The sequence below is a fragment of the Saccharothrix texasensis genome, from assembly GCF_003752005.1.
GTDB lineage: Bacteria > Actinomycetota > Actinomycetes > Mycobacteriales > Pseudonocardiaceae > Actinosynnema > Actinosynnema texasense.
This window is the reverse complement of the sequence record NZ_RJKM01000001.1, coordinates 7,461,961-7,483,766: the sequence shown is the minus strand read 5'-3', so window position 1 is coordinate 7,483,766 and position 21,806 is coordinate 7,461,961. Positions and strand designations below refer to the sequence as shown.

The 21,806-nt window shown below is 72.0% G+C and carries 18 protein-coding genes; 6 read left to right on the top strand and 12 right to left on the bottom strand.

Going from position 1 to position 21,806, the window contains the following annotated elements; translation table 11 throughout:
* Nucleotides 1-11: 11 nt before the first annotated feature.
* Together EDD40_RS33650 and EDD40_RS42050 are read left to right on the top strand one after the other, a co-directional pair.
* Nucleotides 12-3,455, top strand: coding sequence for a TM0106 family RecB-like putative nuclease (locus tag EDD40_RS33650; RefSeq protein ID WP_123746493.1), 3,444 nt, complete (start codon nucleotides 12-14; stop codon nucleotides 3,453-3,455).
* Between the two features lie 170 nt (nucleotides 3,456-3,625).
* Nucleotides 3,626-4,270, top strand: a complete 645-nt coding sequence (locus tag EDD40_RS42050; protein WP_170184871.1) for a hypothetical protein — start codon at nucleotides 3,626-3,628, stop codon at nucleotides 4,268-4,270.
* A 58-nt stretch (nucleotides 4,271-4,328) separates the two neighbouring features.
* On the opposite strand, the gene EDD40_RS33640 is transcribed toward EDD40_RS42050, so the two are convergent.
* The 6 genes from EDD40_RS33640 to EDD40_RS33615 form a co-directional block, all read right to left on the bottom strand.
* The gene (locus EDD40_RS33640; protein ID WP_123746492.1) at nucleotides 4,329-5,318 is read right to left on the bottom strand and encodes a zinc-dependent alcohol dehydrogenase family protein; all 990 of its coding nucleotides are present in this window, start codon (nucleotides 5,316-5,318) and stop codon (nucleotides 4,329-4,331) included.
* Nucleotides 5,315-6,115: a carbohydrate ABC transporter permease gene (locus tag EDD40_RS33635; protein WP_211348286.1), complete on the bottom strand. Its 801-nt coding sequence runs from the start codon at nucleotides 6,113-6,115 to the stop codon at nucleotides 5,315-5,317. The genes EDD40_RS33640 and EDD40_RS33635 overlap by 4 nt, the downstream gene beginning before the upstream one ends.
* Entirely contained in the window at nucleotides 6,112-7,086 is a 975-nt protein-coding gene (locus EDD40_RS33630) for a carbohydrate ABC transporter permease (protein ID WP_123746491.1), read from the bottom strand. The genes EDD40_RS33635 and EDD40_RS33630 overlap by 4 nt, the downstream gene beginning before the upstream one ends.
* 31 nt (nucleotides 7,087-7,117) lie before the next feature.
* Nucleotides 7,118-8,461 carry an ABC transporter substrate-binding protein gene (locus EDD40_RS33625; protein ID WP_123746490.1) on the bottom strand — a complete coding sequence of 448 codons (1,344 nt, stop codon included), beginning with the start codon at nucleotides 8,459-8,461 and terminating at the stop codon, nucleotides 7,118-7,120.
* Between the two features lie 68 nt (nucleotides 8,462-8,529).
* On the bottom strand, nucleotides 8,530-9,291 hold the full coding sequence (locus EDD40_RS33620) for a DeoR/GlpR family DNA-binding transcription regulator (protein WP_123746489.1): 762 nt from the start codon (nucleotides 9,289-9,291) through the stop codon (nucleotides 8,530-8,532).
* Between the two features lie 401 nt (nucleotides 9,292-9,692).
* Nucleotides 9,693-10,766 (bottom strand): alkene reductase, encoded by a 1,074-nt coding sequence (locus tag EDD40_RS33615; protein WP_123746488.1) that lies wholly within the window; start codon nucleotides 10,764-10,766, stop codon nucleotides 9,693-9,695.
* 145 nt (nucleotides 10,767-10,911) lie between these two features.
* Here EDD40_RS33615 and EDD40_RS33610 point away from each other — a divergent pair, with 145 nt between their 5' ends.
* The gene (locus EDD40_RS33610) at nucleotides 10,912-11,382 is read left to right on the top strand and encodes a MarR family winged helix-turn-helix transcriptional regulator (RefSeq protein WP_123746487.1); all 471 of its coding nucleotides are present in this window, start codon (nucleotides 10,912-10,914) and stop codon (nucleotides 11,380-11,382) included.
* Here the strand turns inward: EDD40_RS33610 and EDD40_RS33605 are convergent.
* From EDD40_RS33605 to EDD40_RS33580, 6 genes are all read right to left on the bottom strand, one after another.
* Nucleotides 11,366-12,886, bottom strand: a complete 1,521-nt coding sequence (locus tag EDD40_RS33605) for a glycoside hydrolase family 13 protein (protein ID WP_123746486.1) — start codon at nucleotides 12,884-12,886, stop codon at nucleotides 11,366-11,368. The two genes, EDD40_RS33610 and EDD40_RS33605, sit on opposite strands and share 17 nt — an antisense overlap.
* Before the next feature lie 25 nt (nucleotides 12,887-12,911).
* Nucleotides 12,912-13,751, bottom strand: coding sequence for a carbohydrate ABC transporter permease (locus tag EDD40_RS33600; protein WP_236594392.1), 840 nt, complete (start codon nucleotides 13,749-13,751; stop codon nucleotides 12,912-12,914).
* Nucleotides 13,748-14,617 (bottom strand): carbohydrate ABC transporter permease, encoded by an 870-nt coding sequence (locus EDD40_RS33595; protein ID WP_123746485.1) that lies wholly within the window; start codon nucleotides 14,615-14,617, stop codon nucleotides 13,748-13,750. Before EDD40_RS33595 ends, EDD40_RS33600 begins: the two co-directional genes overlap by 4 nt.
* The gene (locus tag EDD40_RS33590) at nucleotides 14,617-15,975 is read right to left on the bottom strand and encodes an ABC transporter substrate-binding protein (protein WP_123746484.1); all 1,359 of its coding nucleotides are present in this window, start codon (nucleotides 15,973-15,975) and stop codon (nucleotides 14,617-14,619) included. Before EDD40_RS33590 ends, EDD40_RS33595 begins: the two co-directional genes overlap by 1 nt.
* 293 nt (nucleotides 15,976-16,268) lie before the next feature.
* The gene (locus EDD40_RS33585; RefSeq protein WP_123746483.1) at nucleotides 16,269-17,270 is read right to left on the bottom strand and encodes a LacI family DNA-binding transcriptional regulator; all 1,002 of its coding nucleotides are present in this window, start codon (nucleotides 17,268-17,270) and stop codon (nucleotides 16,269-16,271) included.
* Nucleotides 17,267-17,809 (bottom strand): enoyl-CoA hydratase/isomerase family protein, encoded by a 543-nt coding sequence (locus tag EDD40_RS33580; protein ID WP_123746482.1) that lies wholly within the window; start codon nucleotides 17,807-17,809, stop codon nucleotides 17,267-17,269. Before EDD40_RS33580 ends, EDD40_RS33585 begins: the two co-directional genes overlap by 4 nt.
* 80 nt (nucleotides 17,810-17,889) lie before the next feature.
* Between EDD40_RS33580 and EDD40_RS33575 the strand changes: the two genes are divergently transcribed.
* From EDD40_RS33575 to EDD40_RS33565, 3 genes are all read left to right on the top strand, one after another.
* Nucleotides 17,890-18,444, top strand: coding sequence for a hypothetical protein (locus EDD40_RS33575; RefSeq protein ID WP_123746481.1), 555 nt, complete (start codon nucleotides 17,890-17,892; stop codon nucleotides 18,442-18,444).
* 162 nt (nucleotides 18,445-18,606) lie between these two features.
* Nucleotides 18,607-21,516: a type 2 lanthipeptide synthetase LanM family protein gene (locus EDD40_RS33570; RefSeq protein WP_123748477.1), complete on the top strand. Its 2,910-nt coding sequence runs from the start codon at nucleotides 18,607-18,609 to the stop codon at nucleotides 21,514-21,516.
* The gene (locus EDD40_RS33565; RefSeq protein ID WP_123746480.1) at nucleotides 21,513-21,725 is read left to right on the top strand and encodes a hypothetical protein; all 213 of its coding nucleotides are present in this window, start codon (nucleotides 21,513-21,515) and stop codon (nucleotides 21,723-21,725) included. The genes EDD40_RS33570 and EDD40_RS33565 overlap by 4 nt, the downstream gene beginning before the upstream one ends.
* The last annotated feature ends 81 nt before the right edge of the window (nucleotides 21,726-21,806 follow it).

Genomic DNA, 21,806 nt, shown 5'->3' with positions numbered 1-21,806 from the left:
TACTGCCCGCCATGCTCACCGCCGACGGCCACCTGGTGCACTCCCCGGCGGACCTGGTGGACCTGTTGGAGTGCGACCACCGCGCCCGGCTGTCGCTGGCGCTGGCCACCGGCCTGCCCGGCGCGCCCGTGCCGGACGCCCGGCCGAACACCCTCGCCACCCGGCACGGCCACGCGCACGAGCAGGCCGTGCTGGCGAAGTTCCGCGCCGCGCACGACGTCGTCGAGATCCCCCAACCCGCGCCGACGCACGCGGCCCTCACCCACGCGGCCGAGCTGACCGCGCAGGCGATGGCCGCCCGGGCGCCGGTGATCTACCAGGCCGTCTTCTACGCCGACGGCTTCCACGGCCGCGCCGACTTCCTCGTCGCCACCGACCGCGGCTACGAGCCGCACGACGCCAAGCTCGCCCGGCACGCCACCCCGGCCGCCGTCGTCCAGCTCACCGCCTACGCCAACGCGCTCGGCCGCCGCGCCGGACCCGCCATGCACCTGCTGCTCGGCGACGGCACCACCAAGACGTTCCAGGTCGCCGACTTCCTCCCGCTGGTCCTCGACCTCCGGACCCGCCTCACGGCACGCCTCGCCGCACCCGCCGCCCTGCCCGAACGCCTCTGGGACGACGAACGCCCGGCGTGCGCCACCTGCCGCTTCGGCCGGCACTGCGCCACCGGCCGGGAACGGGACCGCGACCTGTCCCTGGTCGCCGGCATCCGCACCGACCAGCGCCGCAAGCTCGCCGCCGCCGGCCTCGGCACGATCGACGCCCTGGCCAACGCGACCCGCGCCGACCGTCCCGCGACGATGTCCGCCGCCACGTTCACCGGCCTGCGCGCCCAGGCCGCGCTCCAGGTCATCCAGGACGACTCCCGCACCGACGACGACCCGACCGGGAAGGTCGCCTACGAGGTCGTCGCGCCCGAAGCCCTGGCCGCGCTGCCCGCGCCGAGCACCGGCGACCTGTTCTTCGACATGGAGGGCGACCCGTTCGCCCTCGACGGCGAGGGCTTGGAGTACCTGTTCGGCGTGGTCGACGGCGACGAGCGCTTCACGCCGTTCTGGGCGCACACCCGCCCGCAGGAGAAGGTGGCGTTCGAGCGGTTCGTCGACCACGCCACCCGGACGCTGCAGGCCCACCCGGACGCCCACGTCTACCACTACGCCCCGTACGAGGTGAACGCGCTCAAGAAGCTCGCCGCCCTGCACGGCACCCGCGAGGAGGCCGTCGACCACCTGCTGCGCTCCGGCGCGCTGGTCGACCTCTACGCCGTGGTGCGCAAGGCCCTGCGCGTGTCCCAGCGGTCGTACTCGATCAAGTACCTGGAACCGCTGTACATGGCGGAGGCACGCGCGGGCGAGGTCACCACGGCCGTGTCCAGCATCGAGGCGTACGAGGAGTTCCTGGCGCTGCGCGACGCCGACCCGGCCCGCGCCGAGGACGTGCTCACCGGCATCGCCGACTACAACACCTACGACTGCGTCTCCACGCTGCGGCTCTACCGGTTCCTGCTGGAGGTGCGCGCGGAGGCGGGCATCGAGCCGCACGTGCCGGAGCCGTCGTTCACCGAGGAGATCGAGGACGAGCTCGCCGCCCAGCGCCGGGCCGAGCGCGCCGAGCGCCTCGCCGCCGTGGTCGACCCGCTGCTGGAGGGCCTGCCGGACAACCCGGCCGAGGCGACCGACGACGAGCGGGCCCGGGCGTTGCTGGCCGCCGCCGTCGGCTACCACCGGCGCGAGACGAACCCGGCGTGGTGGGACTTCTTCCGGCAGGTGGCGGCGCCGCTGTCCGAGCTGGAGTCCGACAGCGCGTGCGCGGTGCCGGTGTCGGTGCGCGCGCAGGACTGGGCGATGCCGTCCGGGCGGGTCCGCAAGGCCAAGCGCGAGGTGCGGGTGTGGTGCGACCCGGACCGGCCGCACCCGTTCGCGAAGGGCGACCAGGTCCGCCTGCTCTACCCCGGCAAGCCCGCGAACGTGACCCGGGACGCGGTGGTGCTCGCCGAGTCGGCCGAGGACATGGTGGTGCTGGAGAGCGTCGCCCCCGACGACGTGCACGGCGAGCAGCCCGTCGCGGTGCTGCCCGGCAGCCCGGTCCAGCCGAAGCCGAAGGACGAGGCGGTCTACGAGCTGGCGCGCTCGGTCGTGGACGTGCTGCCGGCGCTCCCGCCGCACCCCGGCGTCGACCTGGCCCGCCGCACGCCGCCGCGCCTGAGGACCGGCGTGCTGCCCAGGGGCGACGACGTGATCGCCGACGTGATCGCGGCGGTGGACGCGCTGGACGGCTCCACGCTCGCCGTGCAGGGGCCGCCCGGCGCGGGCAAGACCTACCTCGCCGGCCGGCTGATCGCGCACCTGATCCGCGGCGGTCGCAGCGTCGGCGTGACGTCCACCAGCCACAAAGCGGTGGAGAACGTGCTGGGCGCGGCCCTGGCGGCGGGCCGGGAGCTCGGCGTGCCGATCCCCACGGCCAAGCGGGCGAAGGGCGCGCCCGCGAAGGACTGCTCGTGGGAGCAGCCGCGCGACAACCCGGCGCTGGTGCGGTGGCGCGCCGACCAGGGCGGCGGGCACCTGGTCGGCGGCACGGCGTGGACGTTCGCGAACGCGGCGCTGCGCGAGCAGCCGTTCGACGTGCTGATCGTGGACGAGGCGGGCCAGTTCGCGCTGGCCGACGCGCTGGCCGTGTCGACGTGCGCGCGCAACCTGGTGCTGCTGGGCGACCCGCAGCAGTTGCCGCAGGTCGTGCAGGGCACGCACCCGGCGGGCGCGGAGGCGTCGGCGCTGGGGCACCTGATCGGCGACGCCGACGTGATCCCGCCGGAGCTGGGCTACTTCCTGGACCAGACGAGGCGGATGCACCCGGCGGTGTGCGCGCCGGTGTCGAACCTGTCCTACGCCGGGCTCCTGCACGCCCACCCCGGCGCCGCCGCGCGCGGGGTCGACGGCGTGCCGTCCGGGGTGTACGTCCACTCCGTGCACCACTCGCACAACACCACGTCGTCCGTCGAGGAGGCGGACGCGGTGGTGGGGGTGGTGCGGTCGCTGATGGGTCGCCTGTGGACGGACGGGCCGGACGCGCGGGCGTTGGACGACTCGGACATCCTGGTGGTGGCGCCGTACAACCTCCAGGTGCGGCTGGTGCGGCGCGAGCTGGAGAAGCACGGCTACGAGCACGTGCGGGTCGGCACCGTGGACCGGTTCCAGGGCCAGGAGGCGCCCGTGGTGATCACCACGATGACCTCGTCGGCCGCCGTCGACCTGCCGCGCGGGCTGGACTTCCTGTTGTCGCGCAACCGGTTGAACGTGGCGCTGTCCCGGGCCCAGGCCCTGGCGGTCGTGGTGTGCTCGCCGAGGCTGGTGGAGGCCGACATCCGCGGCGTCGACCAGCTGCGCCTGGTCTCGGGGATGATCGGGTTGATGGCCGACGCCGCCCGGTGGGACGTCGACGGCACCACTCCCTGATCCGGCGACGACGACGCAGCGTCTCCTTCGTCCTCTTCGTACTCCGGCGAACCACTACATCCCAGATCACAGTTTTACGGGCAGTAGTTACCGAACCCCCAATCGTGTTGTTATAAACCCCCCGATATGGTGACGCGGTTCTCCTCAGCCCTTCCCTCAGGAGCCCTCACATGCAGTTCGCCAGAGTCGGTGCCCTGGTCGGCGCCGCTGTCGCCGCCGTCGCCGCGACCGTCTTCGCCGCTGTCCCCGCCTCCGCGCACACCCCCAAGCTCGAGGCCTCGTGCAAGGACGGCACGACCACCCTCAGCGTCAAGCTCACGGCCTACTCGCAGAACAAGACCAACCACATCAAGGTCACCCTTGATGACGCCCAGGAGCTGGAGAACAAGGACTTCAAGGCCGGCTTCGAGGGCAAGTACTCGGCCAGCGGCGACGTCAAGCGCGTGTTCGTGGTCGAGGTGACCGCGGGCGACAACGCGCAGTACTCCTTCAAGGAGACGAAGACCGTCGAGGCGTGCGTCGTCCCCACGACGACGACCACCACCACGACCACCACCACGGTCGAGACGACGACCGAGGAGACCGAGCCCACGACCACCACCACGACGGTGGAGGTCACCACCTCGGAGTCCTCGGCGCCCGCCACCTCCACCACCACCACCACGACCGCCGCGGTCGTGCCGGTGGCCGACACGGGTGACGGCCTGGCCAACACGGGCGCGAGCATCGCGATCCCGCTGGTGATCGGCGTCATCCTGCTCGGCGGCGGCGCGGCGCTGCTGATCGTGTTGCGCCGGCGCGCGGCCAACAACTAGCACCGAGCGGACCGGCCCCGGTCACCCGTCACGGCGGGTGACCGGGGCCGGTCCGCGTTCACGGCAGCACCTGGATCTTGCGGCCCCGCCCCGCCCGGAAGCGCTCCAGGGCCGGGGCGTAGTCCGCCAGCGGCAGGCGGTCGCTGATGAACACCTCCGGGTCCAGCACGCCCGTGGCGAACAGGTCGGCCGCGCGTTCGAACGAGTGCAGCACCGCCATCGACCCGGTGATCGTGATCTCCTGGTTGTAGATGCGGTACGGGTCGATGGTCACCCGCGCCGCGTAGTCGGCGACGCCGAACTGCAGGAACGTGCCGCCCTTCGCGACCCGGCCGAGCCCGTCCTGGATGGCCTTCTCGTTGCCGGTGGCGTCGATGACGACGTCCCACCCCCGCGGCCGGTCGAGCTCGTCGGGCGACGACGCGGTGGCCGTGACGCCGAGCAGCTCGGCCGTGGCCAGGCGGTCCGGGTTGAGGTCCACCACCTCGACGGACGACGCGCCGGTGAGCTTGCCGAGCTGCAACATCATCAGGCCCATCGTGCCCGAGCCGTAGATCAGCACCCGGCCGCCCACCTGCGACCGCAGCACGTCGTAGCCCCGCACCGCGCACGACAGCGGCTCGATCAGCGCCGCGTCCTCGGTGCGCACGTGGTCGGGCAGCTTCACGCAGTTCGCGACGGGCGCCAGCGCGTACTCGGCCGCGCCGCCACCGGTCGTGACGCCGATCGCGGCCCACCGCTCGCACAGGTTGCCGCGCCCGGACCGGCACATGCGGCACTCGTGGCAGTACAGCGACGGGTCCACCGCGACCCGGTCGCCGACCGCCAGCTCGGTGACCTCCGACCCGGTCTCGACGATCACCCCCGCGAACTCGTGCCCCGGCACGACCGGCAGCGTCGGCGCGAACTCGCCCTGCAGGATGTGCAGGTCGGTGCCGCACAGCCCGCACGCCGCGACGTCCACGACGACCTCGCGCGGCCCGGGCGTCGGGTCCGGCACCTCGGCGACCTCCACCGCGCCGACCCCGGTGATGACGGCTGCTCTCACTTCACGGCTCCCAGCGAAAGGCCCTGGACCAGCTTGTCCTGGGCGGCGAACCCGGCGACGAGCACCGGCAGCGACACCACCACGGCGGCGGCGCACACCTTGGCCAGGAACAAGCCCTGGCTGGTGACGAACCCGGTGAGGTAGACCGGCGCGGTGCCCGCGACCACACCGGTCAGCACACGGGCGAACAGCAGCTCGTTCCAGCTGAAGATGAAGCAGATCAACGAGGTCGCGGCGATGCCGGGCATGGCGACCGGCGCGACGACCCGGCGCAGCGTGGTGACCAGGCCCGCGCCGTCCAGCGCGGCGGCCTCCAGGATCTCGCCGGGCACCTCGGCCAGGAACGACCGCATCAGCCACACCGCGATCGGCAGGTTCATCGACGTGTAGAGCACGACCAGGAACGAGATGTTGTCGAGCATCCCGGTGTGCTGCGCGACCAGGTAGATCGGCAGCAGACCGGCCACGACGGGCAGCATCTTGGTGGACAGGAAGAAGAACAGCACGTCCGACCACTTGTCGACCTTCTTGATGGAGAGCGCGTACGCCGCCGGGATCGCCAGCAGCAGCACGAGCAGGGTCGAGCCGATCGACGCGCTCAACGAGTTGATCAGCGGCGGCCACGGCGCCGAGTCGAAGAACTCGGCGTAGCCGTCGAACGTGATCGGCGCGGCCGGGGACGGCGGGTTGGTCGCCGCGTCCGGCTCGCTGTGCAGCGAGGTGAGGACCATCCACGCCACCGGCGCGAAGAACAGCAGGCCCGCGCACCACGCGGCCAAGCCCAGGACCCGCTTCACGCCCGCACCCCCGTCCGGTTCGCGGCTCGGCCGCCGTCCTCGCGCAGCAGGGACGACACCACGCGCAACGCGAACGTGGCGATGATGATCGAGCCGACCACCACGACCACGCCCGCGGCGGACGCCTGGCCGTAGTCGTGCGCCTGGTAGAAGGTCTGGTAGATCGTGTACGGCAGGTTGGCCGTGCCGAGGCCGCCGGAGGTGATGGTGAAGACGGCGTCGAAGTTCTGCACGATGTAGATCGAGCCGAGCAGCGCGCCCAGCTCCAGGTACTGCCGCAGGTGCGGCAGCGTCAGGTAGCGGAACACCTGCCACGCCGTGGCGCCGTCGATGCGCGCGGCCTCGACCGCGTCCTGCGGGCGGCTCTGCAGGCCCGCCAGCAGGATCAGCATCATGAACGGCGTCCACTGCCACACCAGCGACGCCTCGACCGCGAGCAGCGGCATGCCGCTGATCCACTCCGGCTGCGGCGCGCCGTCGCCGAACAACCACGTCAGCACGCCGTTGAACAGGCCGTACTCCGGGTTGTAGAGCGCGTGCTTCCACAGCAGCGCGGCGGCGACCGGCACCACCAGGAACGGCGCGATCAGCATGGTGCGCACGACACCGCGCCCGGCGAACCTCCGGTCGAGCAGCAGCGCCAACCCCAGCCCCAGCACCAGGCAGACCACCACCACGGTGACGGTCAGCAGGACCGTGACGCCGATGGCGCTGCGCAGGTCCGGGTCGGTGAACACGGCGGCGTAGTTGTCGAGGCCCGCGAACCCGCGGTTGGCCGGGTCCAGCGAGTTCCACCGCATCAGCGAGATCACCAGCGTGGCCACGAACGGCAGCTGGGTGACCACGATCGTGAAGACCAGGGCGGGCAGCAGCGGGGCGCGCCGTGCCCAGCGCGCCGCCGCCGCCGGCCGACCGGTCCGCGCCGGCGGCGTCGGGCCGCGCCGGGCCGGGGCCTCCCGCACGGCGGTCACCGGGCCCTCCCGATGGGGGTGGGGTTGCTCATCACTTCCCCCGGTGCTTCTCGGCCACGACCTCGGCCAGCGCCTGGCTCTCCTCCAGCGCGGCGTCGACGGTGGTCGAGCCCGCGATGGCGGCGCTGATCTTCTGCGACACCTGCGTGCCCAGGTCGGTGAACTCGGGGATGCCGACGAACTGGATGCCGCTCGCGGGCCGTTCCTGCACGCCGGGGTCGGTGGGCCTGGCGCCCGCGATGGCCGCCTCCGCCTGCTTCGCGAACGACCCTCCGGCCGCCAGGTACTCGGGCCGCTGGTAGGTCGACGAGCGCTTGCCGTCCGGCAGCCTGGACCAGCCCAGCGTCTTGCCGACCAGCTCCTCGTAGCCCTTGCCGGACGCCCACGACACGAACTTCCACGCGTTGTCGGCCTTCCCGCCGGCCTTCTGGATGCCGAACGCCCACGTGTACAGCCACGCCGAGGACTCCGTCTTGACCACCGGCGCCTGGGCGAAGCCCAGCTTGCCCTTCACCGGCGAGTCGTCGGCCTCCAGCAGGCCGGCGGCGACCGTGGCGTCGTACCACATGGCGACCTTGCCCTGGGTCATGTTGTTCAGGCACTCGGCGAACCCGGCCTGCGGCGCGCCCGCCTCGCCGTGCGCGCGGACCAGGTCCACGTAGAACCCGGTCGCCTCCTTGAACTCCGGCGCGGTCAGCTGGGCCTGCCAGTCCTTGGTGAACCACGTGCCGCCGAACGTGTTGACCACCGTGGTCAGCGGCGCCACCAGCTGGCCCCAGCCGGGCTGGCCGCGCAGGCAGATGCCCTTCATGCCGGGCTGCGCGCCGTCGACCTGGGCGGCGATCTCGGCGACCTGCTGCCACGTCGGCCTCTCGGGCATGGTGAGGTTCTTGGCGTCCAGCACGTCCTTGCGGTACATGAGGAACGACGACTCGCCGTAGAACGGCTGGGCGTACACCTTGCCGTCGGCGGCGGTCAGGGACTGGCGGATCGGTTCGAGGACGTCGTCCTGGTCGAAGCCGGTGTCCTCGGCGACGTAGTCGTCCAGCGGGGTGAGCCAGCCGTTCTTGGCGTAGATCGGCGTCTCGTAGTTGCTGATCGTGGCCACGTCGTACTGGCCCGCCTGGCTGGAGAAGTCCTGGCTGATCTTGTCGCGGACGTCGTTCTCGGGCAGCACGGTGAAGTTGACCGTGATGCCGGTGTCCTTGGTGAAGTTGTCGGCGGTGAGCTTCTGCAGGTCCTGCATCTGCGGGTTGTTCACCATCAGCACGTTGATCGAGTTCTCGGCGCCGCCGCCCCCGCCGCCCGCGCCGGCGCACGCGGTCGTGGCCAGGAGCACCGCGGCCAGCAGGCCGCCATACCGCAATGACTTCATCGTCTTGCCTTCCTTCGGGCGAGCGGAACCAGGCCCCTGGTGCTCCGGGGCCGCTGCGTGGGTTGGGGTCAGGCCCGGACGACCTTCGGTCCGAGCAGGGCGTAGCGGTGGGCCTCGCCGGCGGGCAGCACGGAGTCCGTGACGACCGCCTCCAGGTCGGCGACGTCGCCGAACCGGTGGAAGCTCGACACGCCGAACTTCGTGTGCACGCCGACGAAGACGCGCCGGCGCGCCGAGGCCAGGGCCTGCGCCTTGACCGCGCCCACCGCCGGGTCCGGCGTGGTGAGCCCGTGCTCGCGGGAGATGCCGTTCGCCCCGATGTAGGCGAGGTCGATCACCATCTCCGAGAGCATCCGCGTGGCCCAGTGGTCGACGGTGGCCAGCGTCCGACCGCGCACCCGGCCGCCGAGCAGCAGCACGGTCGCGGACGGCACCTCCGACAGCACGGCGGCGGTGGGCAGGGACGCGGTGATCACCGTGAGCGGCCGGCCGGTGGGCAGTGCCTCGGCGACGAGCTGCGGCGTGTAGCCCTCGTCGATGAACACCGTCTCGGCGTCACCGAGCCGGTCCGCGGCGGCCCGGGCGATGCGCCGCTTCTCCGGCACCATCGACGCGGACCGGAACTTCAGGCCCGTCTCGTAGCCGGCGCTCTCCACCGGGAACGCGCCGCCGTGCGTGCGGCGGACCAGGCCGTGCTCGTCCAGCAGGCGCAGGTCGCGTCGCACGGTCTCCTGCGCGACCTCCAGCTCGGCCGCGATCTCGGCCACGTCGACCCGGCCGTCCGCCCGGGCCCGGGCCAGGATCCGGCGCTTGCGCTCGTCCGCCCGCACGTCACCTCCCTGCCCGCTCGGACCGTCGCTGCCCGTTCGGGCCGCGCCTAAGGTGTAACACCGGCCGATTGGTGTGGCCACCGCCACAGCCGGGTGAACGGTGCCCGGGTTCCGCCCGATTAGCCTGACCGAACACACACGATCGAGTGAATCCGTGCCCGAACGGGCCTCACTTCCTGCCCGTTCACACCCCAGAACGCGCAACGAGGCCCCCGAGTTCGCGCAACTCGGGGGCCTCGTCGTCGTCCCACTGTTCAACTCGGGTGTCCTGAACGTAGGACTCTCGCGTTCCGAACGTAGGACTCGCGCGAGAGTCGTACGTTCGCGCCGCGCGTGTCCTACGTTCGGAACGCGCGTGTCCTACGCCCGCGTACCCCGAGTTGACCGCTCGGAACGGCCGGTCAGGCGTTCACGCTGGTCAGGGCCGGGTAGTCGGTGTAGCCCTGCTCCGCGCCGCCGAAGAACGTCGCCTGGTCCGGCGTGTTGAACGGGCCGCCGTTCGCCAGGCGGGCGGGCAGGTCCGGGTTGGCCAGGAACAGCGCGCCGAAGCTCACCGCGTCCGCCACGCCCTCGTCCAGCAGGGACAGGTGGTCCGGGCCGGTCACGCCGTCCGGCGTGTGCGGGTTGAGGATCAGCACCCCGGAGAACCGCTCGCGCAGCTCCAGCGTCAACGCCCGGTCGCCGGCCTCGCCGATGTGCAGGTAGGCCAGGCCGAACGGCTCGATCGCGTCGACCAGGGCCGGGTACAGCTCGGCGGTCGTCTCCTCGGCGATGTCGTTGTACCGGTTGAACGGCGAGATCCGCAGGCCCACGCGGGCGCCGCCGATCGCCTCGGCCGTGGCGCGCACGACCTCGACGGTGAACCGGATGCGGTTCTCCACCGAGCCGCCCCACTCGTCGTCGCGCAGGTTGGTGTTGTCGGCCAGGAACTGGTGCAGCAGGTAGCCGTTGGCGCCGTGCAGCTCGATCCCGTCGAACCCGGCGTCGACCGCCCGGCGCGCGGCGGCGGCGAAGTCGGCGATGGTGGCCTCGATGTCGGCCGGGCCCAGCTCGACCGGCGTGACGAGCTCGGTCATCCCCTCGCCGGTGTACAGCTGGCCCGCCGCGCGCACCGGTGACGCCCCGACGGGGTGCAGGTCGCCGGGCAGCAGGCTCGGGTGGCCGATCCGGCCGGAGTGCATGAGCTGCGCGAAGATCCGGCCGCCCGCCTCGTGCACCGCGTCCGTGACGACGCGCCAGCCGGCGACCTGCTCGTCGGTGTGCAGCCCCGGCGTGTGCGGGTAGCCCTGGCCGACCGCGGACGGCTGGATGCCCTCGGTGATGATCAGCCCGGCACTGGCCCGCTGGGCGTAGTACTCGGCCATCACGGGCGTCGGCACCGTGTCGTACGCGCGGCTGCGAGTCATCGGCGACATCACGATCCGGTTGGCCAACTTGGTGCCGGCGAGGTCGAGCGGCTCGAACGCGGTGCTCATGTCTTCCTCCAGGTTGCGGTATTACCTGTCCGAACAGCTAACAACACGGAGTGCATTCCGATGTTTCACTGTGACAGCGCTCACGATCCTGGGCGGCTAGACTCGAACCATGGCCTCGACCGGACAAAATCCCACGTCAGCGCCCATGCTCCAGATCGACGAGGACGGGCGCGTCAGCCACGCGATCTTCCGCGTCGCCCGCCTGCACCGCATGCTCGCCGGTCAACTGCTCAGGCAGGCAGGCCTGCACCCAGGACAGGAAATGGTGATGATGCGCCTCTGGGACCGCGGTCCGCAGCGGCAGTCGGACCTGTGCGGCGAGCTGGGCGCGGACTCGCCGACCATGACCAGGACCGTGCAGCGGCTGGAACGCGCGGGCTTCGTGCGCCGCTCACCCGACCCGACCGACGGCCGCGCCGTGCTCGTCGAGCCGACCGCCGCCAGCCAGGCGCTGCGGCACCAGGTCGAGCGCATGTGGCGCGAGCTGGAGGAAGCCACCCTCGGCGACATGGACGAAGACCAGCAGGCCGAGACCCTGAGGGTGCTCGGCCTGCTGGAGTGCAACTTGGCGGTCCGGGTGAACAAGCCCGTCGGTCGGCCTAGCGGGCAGGCCTGATCCAGGCCGCGGTGTCCGGTGGCACGGCGCCGTCCACGAGGGGCCCGCTGCTCAGCAGCACGGCGTCGTGCGCGGGCAGCGCGACCGGCTCGGCGGACAGGTTGAGCACGCACGCGAAGTCGTCGCCGCGGCGGAACGCGACCACGCCCGGCCCGAGCTCCAGCCACTCCATCGGCCCGTCGCCCAGCGACGGCTCCGACCGCCGCAACGCCAGCACGGTGCGGTAGTGCGCGAGCATCGAGTCGGGCGCGGCGGTCTGCGCGGCCACCGACAGCGAGCGCCAGTGCTCCGGCCGGGGCAGCCACGACGGGCCGTCGTCACCCCACGGGATCGGCACCCGGCACCCGTCACGGCCCCGGTCGGTGTGGCCCGAACGCACCCACACCGGGTCCTCGCGCAGCTCGTCGGGCAGGTCGTCCACCTCCTCCAGCCCCAGCTCCTCCCCCTGGTAGACGTAGACGCAGCCGGGCAGCGCGGTGGTCAGCATGATCGCCGCCCGCGCGCGCTTCGTGCCCAGCTCCAGGTCCGTCGGCGTCAGGTGCTGTCGCCGGCCGAAGTCGAACGACGAGTCCTCCCGGCCCATCCGCGACACGTGCCGCGTCACGTCGTGGTTGGACAGCACCCAGGTCGGCGGCGCGCCGACCGGCGCGTGCGCGGCGAGCGTGCCGTCGATGACCCGCCGCAGCTCGCCGGACTCCCACGGGCAGCACAGGAAGTCGAAGTTGAACGCCGAGTGCAGCTCGTCCGCGCGCAGGTAGCGGGCGAACCGCTCCGGGTCGGGCAACCACATCTCGCCGACGAACACCCGCTCGTCCGGGTACTCGTCGAGCACCTTCCGCCACGAGCGGTAGATGTCGTGCACGCCGTCCTGGTCGGAGTACGGCAGCTCGGCGTCCGGCCTGGAGAAGTCCTTGACCAGGCCGTCGGCGACGTCGATGCGGAACCCGTCGACGCCCCGGTCCAGCCAGAACCGCAGGATCGACTCGAACTCGGCCCGCACCCGCGGGTTGGTCCAGTTCAGGTCCGGCTGCTCCGGGCTGTACAGGTGCAGGTACCACGACCCGTCCGGCGCCTGGCTCCACGCCGGGCCGCCGAACCGCGACCTCCAGTCGTTCGGCGGCTCGTCGCCCTCGTGGAACCAGAACCGGTCCCGGCCCTCCCCCGCCAACGCCTCCTGGAACCAGGGGTGCTGGTCGGAGCAGTGGTTGGGCACGATGTCGATGATCACCCGCAGGCCGACCGCGTGCGCCTCGCCGATCAGCTTCTCCGCCTCGACGAGCGTGCCGAACACCGGCTCGATGTCGCGGTAGTCGGCGACGTCGTAGCCGCCGTCCGCCAACGGGGACGGGTACCAGGGGCTGAGCCAGATCGCGTCCACACCCAACTCGGCGAGGTACGGGAGCTTCTGGCGCAGACCCGCCAGATCCCCGATCCCGTCGCCGTTGCCGTCGGCGAAGCTGCGCGGGTACACCTGGTAGATGGCCGCACCGCGCCACCAGTTCATGTGGATTCCTCCCTCGGTGATGTGTTCAGCCCTTCACGCTGCCGGCGGTGAGACCCGCCAGCACGTGCCGCTGGAACACCAGGAACAGGCCGATCATCGGCACGCTGGACAGCACGAGGCCGGCCAGCAGCAGGTTGACCGGGGTGTCGGGGGCGAAGCGCTGCAACGCGACGCTGAGCGTCTGCCGCGCCGGGTCGGAGAACACCAGCAGCGGCCAGATGAAGTCCTTCCACGCGGCCACGACCGCGAAGATGGACACGACCGCCAGGATCGGCCGGGACAGCGGCAGCACGATCCGCCACAGCATGGTGAACTGGCCGGCGCCGTCGATCCGCGCCGCCTCCAGCACCTCCGCGGGCAGCTGGTCGAAGAACCGCTTGAGCAGGAACACGGTGAACGCGTTGGCCGCGCCCAACAGCCACAGCGCCAGCGGGTTGTTGAGCAGCCCGAGGTCGGCGATCGTCAGGTAGGTCGGCACCAGCAGCACCGCGGCGGGCATCATCAGGGTCAGCAGCATCATGCCGAGGATCCCCTTGCCCAGCACGGGCTTGAGCCGTGACAGGGCGTACGCCGCGGGCACGTCGACCGCGAGCTGCACCGCCCACACCCCCACCGCGACGACGATCGTGTTGAGGAAGTACCGGCCGAGGTCCATCAGCTCCCACGCCTCGACGTACGTGCCGGGCGTCCACGTCCGCGGCAGGATCGTCGGCGGCACCCGGGCCAGCTCCACGGCCGGTTTCATGGCCGAGAGCACGACCCACACCAGCGGCACCACGAAGACCGCGGTGAGGATGACGGTCGTGACCGCCAGCGCGACCTTGTAGCCGACGCCGGCCCGTCCCGGCGCGATCAACGTCCTCACACGTCCGCCTTCCGCGTCACCCGCAGGTACAGCGCGGTGAACGCGCCGAGCACCAGCAGCAGCAACAGGCTCAGGGCACTCGCCGTGCCGAAGTCGTTGTAGTAGAAGGCGTACCGGTACAGCAGGAGCAGCACGGTGACCGTGGAGTCCTCGGGCCCGCCGCCGGTCATCACGTACGGCTCGGTGAACACCTGCATCGTCGCCACGACCTGCAACAGCAGCAGCACCAGCAGCACGAACCGGGTCTGCGGCACCGTGACGTGCCACAGCCTGCGCAGCACGCCCGCGCCGTCCAGCTCGGCCGCCTCGTACAGGTCTCCGGGGATGCTCTGCAGCGCGGCCAGGTAGATCAGCGTGGCGGTGCCCAGGTTCGCCCAGGTCGCCACGATCACCAGCGACAGCATCGAGGTGTCGGCGCTGTCCAGCCACGCCGCGCCCTCCAGCCCGAGCCCGCGCAACGCCGAGTTGAGCAGGCCCGGGCCGGGGTCGTACATCCACTTCCAGATCAGCGCGGCCACCACCGGCGGCAGCATCACGGGCAAGTACACGATGAGCCGGAAGTAGCCCTTGAAGTGCCGCAGCTCGTTGAGCACGACCGCGAGCAGGAACGGCACCACGAAGCCGAACACCAGCGCCAGCGCGGTGAACAGCAGCGTGTTGCGCCACGCCGTGGCGAACAGGGGGTCGGCGAAGAGCCGCTCGAAGTTCTCCCAGCCGACCCACGTGGGCTCGGTGACGAAGTCGACCTGCTGGAAGCCGAGCACCGCCCCACGCGCGATCGGGTACCAGGAGAACACCGCGAAGCAGATCAGCGCGGCGGACAGGAACCCGTACGCGGTCAGGTTCTCCGCGACGCGGCGGCGCATCACTTGACCTGGGCCAGGACGGGGTTCACCTTGGCTTCCGCGTCGGCCAGGAGCAGGCTGATGTCCGCGTCGCGGTTGGTGAGCACCGCCTGCATGACGTTGTCGAGGATCGCGTACACCTGCTGGGCGTTCGGCGGCTCGATCCGCCCCTTGGGGGTGGCGTCCACGTAGGACTTGAAGTTCGCCACCGGCACGGTCGCCAGGCTCTCCTTGAGCTGGGCCTGCTTGGCGGCGATGTCACCGGTCCAGACGTCGGCGACCGGCGGCACGGGCAGGCCGATCGGCTGCCCCTGGTCCTTGTACCGCTGGAGGTTCTTCTCGAACCGGTCCGGGTTGAGGAACTTCCACTGGACCCACTTCAGCCCGGCCTTGATCTTCTCCGGCGTCGCCTTCGGGTTGAGCATGTAGCCCTCGCCGCCGATGAGCGTGCCCTCGCCGTCCGGGATGCCGGTGAGGCCGTAGTTCGCGTAGTCGCCCTTGAACTGGTTGACCAGGGTCGGCACGTTGTCCGGCGCGGCCAGGTACATGCCGAGCTGGCCCGCGCCCATCATCTGCTGGACGTCCTCGATGACGAGCAGCTGCTTCTCGCCCATCGTGTTGTCGGCCCAGCGCATGTCCTTGAGGTGCTGGAGGGCTTCACGGCCCTTGTCGTTGTTGAAGTCCGCGACCCACTTGTCGCCGTCCTGGCGGGCGACCTGGCCGCCGACGGAGTACATCCACGCGGTGAAGTGCCAGCCGCCCTGGTTGTTCTTGCTGTACTCGGCGAAACCGACCTTGCCGTCACCGAGCGCGGTGATCTTCTTGGCGGCCTCGCGGACCTCGTCCCACGTCTTCGGCGGCTGGTCGGGGTTCAGGCCCGCCTGGGTGAACAGCGCCCGGTTGTAGAGCAGGCCCATCGAGTAGTTGGCGGTGGGGACGCCGTAGACCTTGCCGTCCTTGCTGAAGACGTCGCGCAGCTCCTGCCGGATGGCGTCGTAGTGCGGGACGTCCTTCACGTAGTCGGTGATGTCCGCGGCCTGCTTGCGCGCGATGAGGTTCGCCGGGTCGGTGAAGTAGGCGTAGAAGACGTCCTCGAGCTGGCCGCCCGCGAGCTTCGCGGAGAACGTCTTGGGGTCCATGAACCCCTCGTGCGGCTCGATGTCGATGTCCGGGTTGGCGGCCTCGAACTCGGCCACGTCCTCGTCGAAGACCTTGCGGTCGAACGGCTGGGTCTGCGGCGGCTGGCCGTTGACGGAGATCGTGACCTTGCCACCGGCGGCGGCGCCGGTCTCGTCGGCTTGCGAGCACGCGACGGCGGCCAGGCTCAGGCTGCCTGCCAGCAGCAACCCCGCCGCTCTGCGGAGGCTGGTTGAGTTCATGGGGGCGGACCCTCCTCGGGTGTGGTGTGGCGCACACGGTAAGTCGCCCCAACACTCCGCCGCAAGATGTCTACGAAAACTCGCAACTTCCCGACATCAACTCGTAAGCTGCCCCCTCGCCCCCACTAACGAAACCGCGCGTGTCCTACGTTCGCGTCGCGCGTGTCCTACGTTCAGAACACCCGTGTTGAACACTCAGCACAGTCGATCTTGTGCTGAGTGTTCAACACGGGGTACGCGAACGTAGGACACGCGCGTTCGGAACGTAGGACACGCGCGGTGGGAAGAGAGGGTCAGCGGGGGGCGGGGGCGGTGGAGGAGCGGACGACCAGCTCCGGTTCGAAGAGCAGTTCCTCGTCCGGGACCGGGGTGCCGGCGATCTGGTTCGCCAGCAGCTCCACGGCGGCGCGGCCCATCGCCTCGATCGGCTGGCGGACCGTGGTCAACGGCGGCTCGGTGCAGGTCATGAGCGGCGAGTCGTCGTAGCCGACCACGGACACGTCGTGCGGCACCTTGAGGCCGTGCCGGCGCACGGCGCGCACGGCGCCCAGCGCCAGGGGGTCCGAGGCGCACAGGATCGCGGTGACGCCCCGGTGCAGCAGGCGCGTGGTGGCGGCCTGCCCGCCCTCCAGCGAGAACATCGCGTGCTCCTCGAACAGCTCCACCCCGGCGACCGACGCGCACGACAACAACGCGGTCAGCTTCCGCCGCGACGGCATGTGGTCCGACGGGCCCAGCACCGCCCCGATCCGGGTGTGCCCCAGCGCCACCAGGTGCCCGAACGCCTGCTCGACGGCCACCGCGTCGTCGCACGACACGCGCGGGAAGCCGAGATCGTCTATGGCCGCGTTCACCAGCACGGCGGGCAGCTTGCGCCGCGTCATCTGCCGGTAGTGCTCGTGCGACGCGTCCGCCTGCGCGTACTGCCCGCCGGCGAACACCACCCCGGACACGTGCTGCTCGAACAGCAGCTCCAGGTAGTCCGCCTCGGTCACCCCGCCGGCGGTCCGGGTGCACAGCACCGGCGTGAAGCCGCGCTGCGCCAGCGCGTTGCCGACCACGTCGGCGAACGCGGGGAAGATCGGGTTCTGCAGCTCCGGCAGCACCAGGCCGACCAACCGGGCGCGTTCACCGCGCAGCTGCGTCGGCCGCTCGTACCCGAGCACGTCCAGGGCCGTGAGCACGGCCGAGCGCGTCGCGTCGGACACCCCCGGCTTGCCGTTGAGCACCCGGCTGACCGTCGCCTCGCTCACGCCGACCTTCGCGGCCACTTCCGCCAACCGCCGTTGCGTCATGGAGCAACTATACGGCAGGACTTACGTCCCGCTTGCGTTGACTTGCACTCATTTGCGAGTTCGACGGCGGCCCGCAGCACCGAGCACCGCGGCACGACCCGGTCCACCAGCCCGGTGCGCAACGCCTCCTCGGCGGTCACGCGCCGTGCCACCAGCACCTGATCGCCCGTCACCCGACCGTCCGTCACCCACCCGAGCCCACCGTCGGCGGCCAGCACCCGCCAGTCGCACGCCATGGCCAGCTCCGCCGCCTCGCCGGACGGGTTGCCGCCGATCGCCGCGACCACCGGCACGGGCAGGTTCACCAGTTCCTCGGCCACGCCGCGCAACGCCGCCGCCACCGCCTCCCGCTGCGCCACCGACCCCCGGACCAGCCGTTCGGTGCCCGCGGCGCACAGGCCCGGGTCGACCAGGAGCACGACCGCGCGGGCCCCGGCCAGCACCGGCAGCACCGCGCGCACCTCGGCCAGGACCGTGTCCGACGGCTCGTCGATCCGGATGACCGCGATCCCGCCGGAGACATCGAGTGAGACGGTCATGAGCCGCCATCGTGGCCGACGGTTCCCCCGGTTGTCATGTTCCACCCCACTATCGGGTGATGGCGGGGTACAAATCCCCTGTGAAGCGGTGGGTGGTGGCGGTGGCGTTGGTCGGCCTGACCGGGTGCGCGGTGCCCGTGGCGGGGCAGCCGACAGCCGGGCCGGTGTCGTCGGTCCCCGGGACGGACGCCGGGCCCGAGGTCGTGCGCTGGATGAACAACTTCTGCGGCGTGGCGAAGTACATGGTCGCCTCGGGCGGGGTGTCGTTCGACCAGACGCAGACCGACCCGGCGGCGGCCAAGAAGTCGGTCAGCGACTCCCTCGGCCGGGTGATCGACGTGCTCGACGTCGTCCTGCACGACCTGGACGAGCTGACACCGGCCCCGTCGCCCGCCGCGGACACCGCGGTCGAGGTGATCAGCGAGCCGTTGACCAGGGCGCGGGACAAGTTCGTCTCGGCCAAGTCGACGGTCGACGCGGCGGCGGAGATGACCACCGACGTCTTCTCCACGGTCATCCAGGACATGACCGAGGCCGTCACGGTGATGAACGAAGCCGTGGAGAAGATGGACGTGGTCTCGCTGCCGGACGAGTTCCGCGAGGCCGCCGCCCGGGCGGAGAACTGCGCGACCTGAGGTCCGACCGCGCGCCACGCCGTCCGTTCACCTCCCCGCAAGGCGCTGGTGACCTGCGACGGAAGCCTTTTCCGCACATCTGCGGACTCACGCCCGCCCACCCGCAAATCTGGGGGCCGTGCCCCCATGTGCGCCGCGGCACGCCCGTGACACGTTGTGCGCGTGTTCCCCTCCGCCGTCGACCGGCCGCCCGCAGCGTGGTGGCTCAGCGGTGTGCGCGGGAACCCCCAAGAGCTGGTCGTCCCCCGTGGACGGCCCTCATGGGCCGCGTTCGTGGAACGCGCCACCACGACCGCGGCCCGTGCAGACTTCGCCGGCGGCGGGCCGACCGCCGACGCCGACAACCCGGCCGAGGCGTTCGCGCACGCGCTGAGACCCCTGGTGCGCGCGGCGGTCGCCCTCGACCCCAGGTTGGACGCCGACTTCGCCCACGCGCTGGGCAGGCGGCTGGCCCGGATCGCCGCGCGCACGCTCGTGCTGGAGCTCAACCTCGACCGGGTCGGCGGGCGGCTCGACGGCGACACGCCGCGGGAGCGGTTCGCCGACTTCGTCCGGGGTGTCGACCTGCCCGCGCTGTTCGGCCGGTACCCGGTGCTGGCCCGGCTGCTCGGCCAGGCCTGCCTGCACGCGGTCGAGGCGCACGGCGAGCTGCTCGACCGGTTCGCCGCCGATCGGCCGGAGATCGTGCGGACCCTCCTCGACGGCCGTGACCCCGGTTCCCTGGCGCAGGTGGAGACGGGCCGGGGCGACCCGCACGCGCGGGGCCGCTCGGTGGCCGTGCTGACCTTCGCCGACGGCCGCCGGGTGGTCTACAAGCCCCGGCCGGTGGCGTTGCACCAGGCGTTCGCGGACCTGGTGACCTGGTTCGACGGGCACACCGGCCTCGGCCTGCGGCTGCCGCAGGCGCTCGCCCGGCCGGGCCACGGGTGGCTGGAGTTCGTCGAGCACCGCCCGTGCGCGGACGTCACCGAGGTCGGCCGGTTCTACCAGCGGCTCGGCGCGCTGATCGCGCTGCTGTACGCGGTGGACGGCACCGACATGCACTACGAGAACCTGGTCGCGGCGGCCGACCAGCCGGTGCTGGTGGACGTGGAGACGCTGTTCCACCCCACGGTGGGCACGGCGACGGACCCGGCGGTCCGGGCGCTGGCCCGGTCCGTGCACCGCACCGCGGTGCTGCCGCGGGTGCTGCTGGGCGAGCACGGCGCGCTGGACGTCGGCGGCATGGGCGGCGACCACGGCGACCGGCCGCCGACCGAGGGGGTGGCCTGGCTGCACCCCGGCACCGACCGGATGCGCCTGGTGCGCAGGCCCGTGCCGATGCCGCCCGCGCACAACCGGCCCGTGGTGGACGGCCTGGAGGCCGAGCCCGCCGACTACCAGGGCGCGCTGCTGGCCGGGTTCCGGGTCGGCTACGACGCCCTCTGCGACCACCGGGCCGACCTGCTCGGCCCGGACGGGCTGCTGAGCGCCTTCGCCGACCTGCCGGTGCGGTTCGTGCCGCGGATGACCCAGCTGTACGCGACGTTGCTGGACGAGTCGACGCACCCGGACGCGGTGCGCGGCGCGGCGGACCGCCAGGACGTCCTCGACCTGCTGTGGGACGGCACGGCGGACGACGACGTGTCACGCGCCCTGGTGCCGCACGAGATGCGCGACCTGTGGGCGGGCGACGTGCCGCTGTTCACCACCCGGCCGGGCAGCCGCGACGTGTGGACCTCGACCGGGCAGCGCCTGCCGGGCCTGCTGCCGTCCTCCGCGCTGGACGCCGTCACGGCCAAGGTCGCCGCGCTGGACGAGGTGGACAAGCACGACCAGCAGTGGCTGATCAGCGCCGGGCTGGCGAGCCGGCCGCGGCCGGTCGACCACCGCACCGGCCGCGGGGTCGCGTCGCCGGTGGAGGCGGGCGTCCCCGACCCGCAACGGCTGCTGGTCGCCGCGTGCGGCATCGCCGACGAGGTGCTCGCGCACGCCACGACCGCCGACGGCCGGGTCAACTGGGTGGGCCTGGAGCTGGTGGACGACCGGCACTGGGCGGTGGCCCCGATGGGCGCGGGCCTGTCCAACGGCTACACCGGCGTCGCGTTGTTCCTGGCGCAGCTCGGCGAGCTCACCGGCGCCGCCCGGTACACCGAGTTCGCGCGCGACGCGTTGCGGCCGATCCCCGGGTTGCTGGCCGCGTTCGCCGAGGACGCCGGGATGGCGGCGGCCGTCGGCAGCGGCGCGTTCCACGGGCTGGGCGGCATCTCCTACGCCTTGGCACGGCTGGCGAACCTGCTGCACGACGACGGGATCGGCGACTGGCTGCGGTCGGCCGTGGAGGTCGCGACCGCGGTCGAGGCGATCGGCGAGGACCCGGCCAACGTGGTCGAGGGCTGGGCGGGCGGCCTGGCCGCGATGCTGGCGGTGCGGGCGGAGAGCGGCTTGCCCGCCGCCTCGGCGCTGGCCCGCGCCTACGCCGACCGGCTCGCCGCGGCCACTCCCGGCGGCGACGGCTTCGCGCGCGGCCGGGCCGGCGTCGGCTGGGCGTTGCTGCGCTACGCGCGGGCGGCGGGCGATCAGCGCTACGGTGTGGTCGGCCGGGCGAACCTGCGCGCGGACCACGCGCTGCGGCAACGCCTGCTCGACGTGACCGAGGCGGACCACAGCTGGTGCTCCGGGCTCTCCGGCGCGGTGCTCGCGCACTGCGCGCACCCGGACCAGCCGGTCGACGCGCACACCCTGCACCTGGACCGGTGCCTGAACGCCTTGGCGGTGCACGAGCCCTTGCGCGACCTGAGCCTGTGCCACGGCGAGCTGGGCGTGATCGAGTCCTTGACCGTCCTCGCCGAACGCGGGCACGGCCTGGCCGCGGCCATGCGCACCCGGCGCGCGGGACTGGTCCTCGGCGCGCTGGACCAGTACGGGGCGCGCTGCGGCACGCCCGGCGGCGTGCCGTCGGCCGGCCTGCTCACCGGGTTGTCCGGTATCGGGTACGGCTTGCTCCGCCTAGGTTTTCCCGAGCGGGTGCCTTCGGTGCTCCTGCTCGGATCAACGCACGACATCGACCCCCTCGAGGAGATCACCCGATGAACGACGCCAACCGCGACGAGGTCACCACCTGGAGCGAGGACCAGGACGGCGACCACCCCGCCGGCGAGATGGCGCTGTCCCGCAGGGCCAAGGCGGGCGCCCGCGCCCGCGCGCTGGCGGGCCTGACCCTGGCCGTCGGCGCGTACGCGGCGGTGACCGTGAGCGAGAGCACCATGACCACGGTGAGCGCGCCGGGCCTGCCCCTGTAACCAGGCTTCACCCTGCCGCCGGACTGCCCGCCCACACTGGGGGTGCGGGCAGTTTGGCATGCGGCCGATCGGCTTGACTAA

Coding starts and splice junctions, on each gene's coding strand:
- EDD40_RS33650 (WP_123746493.1), top strand. CDS start 12: ATGCTCACCGCCGACGGCCACCTGGTGCACTCCCCGGCGGACCTGGTG.
- EDD40_RS42050 (WP_170184871.1), top strand. CDS start 3,626: ATGCAGTTCGCCAGAGTCGGTGCCCTGGTCGGCGCCGCTGTCGCCGCC.
- EDD40_RS33625 (WP_123746490.1), bottom strand. CDS start 8,461: ATGAAGTCATTGCGGTATGGCGGCCTGCTGGCCGCGGTGCTCCTGGCC.
- EDD40_RS33615 (WP_123746488.1), bottom strand. CDS start 10,766: ATGAGCACCGCGTTCGAGCCGCTCGACCTCGCCGGCACCAAGTTGGCC.
- EDD40_RS33610 (WP_123746487.1), top strand. CDS start 10,912: ATGCTCCAGATCGACGAGGACGGGCGCGTCAGCCACGCGATCTTCCGC.
- EDD40_RS33605 (WP_123746486.1), bottom strand. CDS start 12,886: ATGAACTGGTGGCGCGGTGCGGCCATCTACCAGGTGTACCCGCGCAGC.
- EDD40_RS33595 (WP_123746485.1), bottom strand. CDS start 14,617: ATGCGCCGCCGCGTCGCGGAGAACCTGACCGCGTACGGGTTCCTGTCC.
- EDD40_RS33590 (WP_123746484.1), bottom strand. CDS start 15,975: ATGAACTCAACCAGCCTCCGCAGAGCGGCGGGGTTGCTGCTGGCAGGC.
- EDD40_RS33585 (WP_123746483.1), bottom strand. CDS start 17,270: ATGACGCAACGGCGGTTGGCGGAAGTGGCCGCGAAGGTCGGCGTGAGC.
- EDD40_RS33580 (WP_123746482.1), bottom strand. CDS start 17,809: ATGACCGTCTCACTCGATGTCTCCGGCGGGATCGCGGTCATCCGGATC.
- EDD40_RS33565 (WP_123746480.1), top strand. CDS start 21,513: ATGAACGACGCCAACCGCGACGAGGTCACCACCTGGAGCGAGGACCAG.